This is a genomic window from Skermanella sp. (assembly GCF_059503625.1).
In genome coordinates this window covers 1-5,667 of the sequence record NZ_JCACHA010001077.1, presented here as the reverse complement: position 1 = coordinate 5,667, position 5,667 = coordinate 1, and the positions used below count along the sequence as shown (strand labels likewise).

The following is a 5,667-nucleotide window of genomic DNA, read 5'->3' as shown; positions in this document are numbered from 1 at the left end:
TTTACTGTGCGGCGCCAAGCTTGACAGGGTACAGGCTGGCGTGGCTTGCTGCTTCATGAGCAATGCCAAGGGCCTCGATGAGAGGGATTTATCCGTCACGTGCATTGACGTACCAGATGCGAGAGGCCGTCCCTGTCTTTGCATGCCGCAGCTTCAGCCTGAACTCCGTGTCAACCAACGAACCAGCGTCAGGATAGGGTCCATTCGCATTCCCGATCCAGCGGTATCGGACTGGAGTGGCATCATTTCAGGCAGCATTGAGAGCGCGCTGCCGGTCTAGATCGAACCTGTCACAACCGGACATGGTTTGCTTGATCGTCTTCGGGTCGCTGATCTGTCCCGCCACAGGACCGGAACCCCACGGCAGTGACAACGCTTTCCGGATCTCCTGAGATCGCGGACAAGGCCATCGGCGAACTTGGCCAGAGCGGTTTTCTTGGCCGCTGCCAGCCAGGCATCCAGCCGCTCCGCCTGCTGGCACCGCATCATGGCGCGGAACGCACCAGCTCAATAATCCGGCCAAGTTCCGACAACGCGCCACTCAGGGCTTCGACAGACCGCTGCTCTATAGAGTTGATTGTCTCGCAATCAGCCACCTCGATCCACGGAGCCCGCCGCTTCGACGGCATCTTCCACACCCTCTCGAAGGGCGCCGTTCCGGATGATGACGGGTCCGCGTCGCGGAGACGGCTGACCCAGCGCTGCCCGGTGCGGAGCTGCCTTTGAAAGCCGCGTCTGCAGATCTCTTCCCACCGGATCGGCCGAGGGGGCTGACCGTCGGCGGCACCTTGGAACAGACTGGGAAGAAGTGTTTCACGAGGTTACCCGATGGTCCTCTTGCAAGATCTACATCCCGGTAATCGGGGTAAAATCAAAGCCGCCGGAATGTCTATGACTGTGTGCACTTATACATTGGCTGCGCCAATGTGTGCCTCGGCGTCCGGACCATCATCCTATCGGCTTGGCGGTTTGCCGATGCGGTTTGACAAGCCGCCACGCCGATAGGATCACCCGTATTCAGGATTTCGGCGGAGTGAGGAGCACCCAGAGTCTTGCGATCTTTCCATCGACGATTTCAGCCGCATCCATGCCGGTGATCACAACTGGTCCATCGGCTGGACCGGCCTGCCAGTGCAGCGATCCCAGACCGTGGTGCCCGACGGCATCGCCTTCGGGTGTGAAATGGAATGTCGGTCCGAACTGCTCCAGAAGACTTCCGGCAACAGCGGAGATCGCGGCGCGTCCCGTCACGATGTTGGTCGGTTCGTACATGGTGGGCTCGGCGACAAACAGGTCTTCGAGGGCTGCTGCGCGCTTCTGCGCATCGCGCTCATTGAAGACGCGCTCCAGGTTCGAGCGTAGAAGATGATTGTAGTCAGGCTCTTCTTCCTGCTTTGTGGTTTGATCCGCGATAGACATGGACTTTCCCTTCTCTGGAGCGACATTGCCGCTCACGCTAGTTGTTGAATCTGACCAGGTTCAGAGCGGGGAGCGGACCACCGGGGAATTGGACAAGACGGCTGCCAGTGGCGAGCGGACCGAGGTCGATGCCGAAGAAGCCGAGCCGGTCGATCAGCGCACCTGCCTGCGCCTTCGCATCGCTGTCGTCGCCTGAGTAAAAGAGCACACGTTTGCCGCCGTTGCTGGACGGATCGCCGGCAACCAGATGCGGCTGGAGATGATTGAACGCCTTGACGACCCGTCCACCGGGCACCAGGCTCGCGAACACTTCCGACGAAGAATGGTCGCCAAGGGGCACGGGCTTGAACAGCGGCGCTTCGATCGGGTTGTTGGCGTCGATGACAATGCGGCCGCCGAAGTCAGGTAATCCTGCGAGTGCGGCAGACAGCTTCGACCAGTTGACCGCGACGAAGACGATATCCTTCGCCGCCGCGTCCTCACGCGTGCCGGCCGTGATGCCTGGCCCAAGGGCGGCGACGGTCTCCGTCAGGCTTTCCGGTCCGCGGCTGTTGGAAATCGTGGCACGGATGTTGACGCGGGCGAGGGCGGTGGCGATGGCGCGGCCGATCTGGCCCGCACCGATAATGCCGATACTCGACATAGTGTCTCCCCGGTGTTGGGTGTTGGGTGTTGGGTGTTGGGTGTTGGGTGTTGGGTATTTGGTGCTTGCGATCAGGCGGACTGGCCGCCATCGACGTTCAACGTGGCGCCAGTGATGTACCCGGCGTCAGGACCGGCAAGGAAGGCGACCGCCGCGGCGATGTCTTCAGGCTGGCCGTAACGGCCAAGGGCGGCGAGGCCTTTCAGCATTTCGGCGAATGGACCATTTTCCGGGTTCATTTCGGTATTGATGGCGCCGGGCTGTATCACGTTGACCGTAATGTTACGTGGGCCGAGATCGCGCGACCATCCGCGGGTATAAGCCGCCACTGCCGCCTTGGTGGCGACGTAGTCGGCCGCACCGGCGAAAGGGACATGCACCGCGCCCGTGGTGCCGATCGAGACGATGCGGCCGCCGTCCGTCATGAGCGGCACCGCGGCGCGGACCGCCACCGCCACGCCCTTCACATTGATGTTGAGCTGCCTGTCGAAGGCGGCGATGTCGGCATCGGCATCATCAACGGTGCCGGTGACGAAAACGCCCGCTGAATTGACCAGAATGTCGAGGCGACCGAACGTCGAGTGAGCCTGACGCACCAGAGCCTCAACTTCAGGGGTGTTGGCCTGGTCAGCCTTGATGGCGACCGTGCGGCGGCCGAGGGCTTCCACCTCTCGGACGAGATGCTCGGCCTGCTCGTGCGAGGCGGCGTAGCTGAACGCGACATCGGCGCCGTCGCGGGCGAGACGTCGGACGATGGCCGCACCGATGCCGCGCGATCCGCCGGTCACGAGTGCCGCTTTGCCGACGAGAGGTTGGGAAATTTGGGTCATGGCATTCACTCCTTGGTTTAGTTGATGGAGTGAACATAGCGCCATCATTCCCTTTGCATTAGGCATGACTGAGTTGGTACTATTTCAACGATCCATTGAAGAGGCCCCTTGGAAACCCTCGCCAACCTCGAAGCTTTCATGCAGAGCGCGGAGCATGGCAGCTTCTCCGAAGCAGCCCGGCGGCTGTCGCTGACGCCGGCCGCGGTCAGCCGGAACGTCGCCATGCTGGAGCGCAATCTCGGTGTGCGGCTGTTTCACCGCTCGACGCGTAAGCTGACCCTGACCGAAGCGGGAGAAACGTTCCGGCTGGCAATTGCCGATAATCTGGAGGGAATTCAGGCCGCGATTGCGGGCGTTGCCGCTGATGGCGGGGAGCCCGCCGGCACGCTCAAGGTCAGCCTGGCTCCCACCTTCGGCGTGACCCACATTCTGCCCCTGCTGCCGGGATTTCTGGCGCGTTATCCGGGCATCCGACCCGAATGGCATTTCGAGAACCGGCAGGTCGATCTCGTCGCGGAAGGCTATGATGCCGCCATCGGGGGCGGCTTCGATCTGTCCCCAGGGATCGTAGCCCGAACCTTGGCGCCGGCGCACATCATCGCGGTCGCGTCACCCGCCTACATGAACGGCCAGGTGCCTCCAAGCGATCCTGCGGGGCTTCGGGGATTGACCGGTATCGTGATGCGCTCGCTGCAGACCGGCCGTGTCCGGCATTGGACCATGCGCGATGTCACCGGCCGGGAGATGCCTGCGCTCCTTCAGGAGTCCATCATCGTCAATGACCCCAGCGCCATGCGCGAAGCGGCGCTGCTGGGCCTCGGTGTCGCCATGCTCGCCGTTCCCGACGTGCTGCCAGCGTTGGAAAGCGGTCAACTCCGTCGCCTGGCGCCGCACTGGTACTCCGATGCGGGCGCGATCTCGATCTATTACGCATCGCGCACGCTGTTGCCCGCGAAAACCAGGATCTTCGTCGATTGGGTCAATGCAGCGTTCAAAGAGCAGCGCCTGGCTGAACGGTTCGCCGGGAGCTTAGCATAGACGTTACCGCTTCCTCGATTAGCGTTTCGTTGAACTGAAGCAAGCGTTGCCTTTAAAATCGCCCAAAGTGCATACTTGAATAGCCCAAAGGACGTTCTGTATCACAAATAAAGCAAGGATATATTGGTAAATTCTGGCCCATATAGCGCTGGCCTTACTAGTTCGGAATGTTTTCTCGATGATTTTCACTACTAGGGAAAGCGCCATAGAACGATCAAGCTTATATGGCAAGTCAAGACTACAGGCTTGCCTCTCGCCTTCCATAACATTCCTCAGCGGCGGTCACCATGCGACGTGGGGCTATAGCCACCAAATCAGCGCCACTGCCGCCACTAGCCACACCGTTACGATGACGGCCGCGCCCGCGCGACTGACGGGCTTTCCCTCGGCCCTGGTGGCGGCGGCGCGATGCTCGGCCATTAGATCCGGAGGCACCAGTTGGACAGCCAGCGTGATCGCCAGAGGCAGCAGGATCACTTCATCCAGGTAACCAAGGATTGGAATGAAGTCGGGGATCAGGTCGATGGGAGAGAGCGCGTAAGCGGCAATTGCCAGCGCGAAGGCCTTGGCATACCAGGGAGTGCGGGGATCGCGGGCAGCGAGCCAAAGGGCGTGAACATCCCTCCTGATCGCTCGCGCCCATTCCTCGATCCGTTGCAGGATCTGCTTCGCTCCACCTTGTTCCACGCCGCCGGGAAACCTTTCAAGAAAAGTTTTATGCACTTTGGCCTGCAACACCCCTGCTGCTACGCCGTTAGGCTGAGCATGACACAGGATCCCGACTTTCTGAGCGCCAGCTTGGACGACATGACCGAGATAGCAGCGATGGCGTGGCAGTCCTCACCTCAGGAATGCGTGCACCTGTTGCATAAGTTTCAGGCCGTCAGCGACACGTTCCTGCTATTCGCCCAAGTTTATCAGCACGCAGCCAGCCTGGAGGCGGAGCGCCAGTCGAGTGAACCGGCGGAACCACCAGATGAGTTGCGCAGCATGGGTGGCAACAGCCCTCGGTAGCAGCCTTTCCATAAAGTACCTACCTGGCTCCGCTTTGGAAAGGTGCAGCATGTCCCATAAATCCCGTTCTGCGCCTGATGTCGCGAACTCTGATGTTCGAAAGCGTACAGACGCCTATGCTGTGCCCGATCTTGATTATCGACCATCAGATAGTCTTAATTGATGGGAAGCAATTTTGAAGCCCTACACAGGCATGACGGACGAGACCAATTTCATACGTGACCGCCTGGACAGACTGGCCGATCTAGCTCACCTGGCACTGATCACCCTAAGCAAGGACCCAGGCCGCTTGGAGCGGACACTCCAGCTTGTCTGTCAGGCGGTTGAGGTGCTTGCCTGGGCGCGTCAGCATAGCGGACATGCGGAGCGCCAGAGAGAGGCTGACGAGGCGGTCGCACTTTGCCAGCGGATCGTTGAACAGGCACAGGCAGTTGGGCTGTTCATCGTAACCGATCGCATCCGGACGCAGCCCCCCTTTCATACAGAAGGTCAGCGGCTTGCCTGAGACCTTCCTCCACCGCGGCCGTGAGGCGGACGATCCCGATCAGGTCGAGTGCACCCGCCATCTCCTGCAATGGGTGGCGGAGCAGACCGCACGAAGCCAGGATCTGACCAAGGTGACCCATGAAGCATGTACCCGGGCGGCATCTCTGTGTACCGAGAGCGCGATGTTGTTGGATGAAATAAGGTTTCGGTGCAGCACTCTCCGCTAGGCAGTGTCCT

At 60.7% G+C, this 5,667-nt stretch carries 9 protein-coding genes; 5 read left to right on the top strand and 4 right to left on the bottom strand.

The window, feature by feature from the left end; translation table 11 throughout:
* Window positions 1–280, top strand: a 280-nt coding sequence (locus tag AC5JJ6_RS38880; RefSeq protein ID WP_496047174.1) for a hypothetical protein, incomplete at its 5' end; no start/stop codon positions are given.
* An 86-nt stretch (window positions 281–366) separates the two neighbouring features.
* Window positions 367–726: a hypothetical protein gene (locus AC5JJ6_RS38875; protein ID WP_496047173.1), complete on the top strand. Its 360-nt coding sequence runs from the start codon at window positions 367–369 to the stop codon at window positions 724–726.
* Between the two features lie 291 nt (window positions 727–1,017).
* Here the strand turns inward: AC5JJ6_RS38875 and AC5JJ6_RS38870 are convergent, their stop codons facing one another.
* The 3 genes from AC5JJ6_RS38870 to AC5JJ6_RS38860 form a co-directional block, all read right to left on the bottom strand.
* Window positions 1,018–1,419, bottom strand: a complete 402-nt coding sequence (locus AC5JJ6_RS38870; RefSeq protein ID WP_496047172.1) for a nuclear transport factor 2 family protein — start codon at window positions 1,417–1,419, stop codon at window positions 1,018–1,020.
* Between the two features lie 37 nt (window positions 1,420–1,456).
* Window positions 1,457–2,062 carry an NADPH-dependent F420 reductase gene (locus AC5JJ6_RS38865; RefSeq protein ID WP_496047171.1) on the bottom strand — a complete coding sequence of 202 codons (606 nt, stop codon included), beginning with the start codon at window positions 2,060–2,062 and terminating at the stop codon, window positions 1,457–1,459.
* 71 nt (window positions 2,063–2,133) lie between these two features.
* Entirely contained in the window at window positions 2,134–2,892 is a 759-nt protein-coding gene (locus AC5JJ6_RS38860; RefSeq protein WP_496047175.1) for an SDR family oxidoreductase, read from the bottom strand.
* A 108-nt stretch (window positions 2,893–3,000) separates the two neighbouring features.
* Between AC5JJ6_RS38860 and AC5JJ6_RS38855 the strand changes: the two genes are divergently transcribed.
* The gene (locus AC5JJ6_RS38855) at window positions 3,001–3,930 is read left to right on the top strand and encodes a LysR family transcriptional regulator (RefSeq protein WP_496047170.1); all 930 of its coding nucleotides are present in this window, start codon (window positions 3,001–3,003) and stop codon (window positions 3,928–3,930) included.
* A gap of 300 nt (window positions 3,931–4,230) precedes the next feature.
* Here AC5JJ6_RS38855 and AC5JJ6_RS38850 read toward each other — a convergent pair whose 3' ends face one another.
* Window positions 4,231–4,665: a YkvA family protein gene (locus AC5JJ6_RS38850; RefSeq protein ID WP_496047169.1), complete on the bottom strand. Its 435-nt coding sequence runs from the start codon at window positions 4,663–4,665 to the stop codon at window positions 4,231–4,233.
* Between the two features lie 63 nt (window positions 4,666–4,728).
* On the opposite strand from AC5JJ6_RS38850, the gene AC5JJ6_RS38845 reads away from it, so the two are divergent.
* A complete protein-coding gene (locus tag AC5JJ6_RS38845) occupies window positions 4,729–4,944 on the top strand; it encodes a hypothetical protein (protein WP_496047168.1) in 216 nt (71 codons plus the stop codon).
* Window positions 4,945–5,137: 193 nt separating this feature from the next.
* Window positions 5,138–5,449, top strand: a complete 312-nt coding sequence (locus AC5JJ6_RS38840; protein WP_496047167.1) for a hypothetical protein — start codon at window positions 5,138–5,140, stop codon at window positions 5,447–5,449.
* Window positions 5,450–5,667 lie beyond the last annotated feature (218 nt).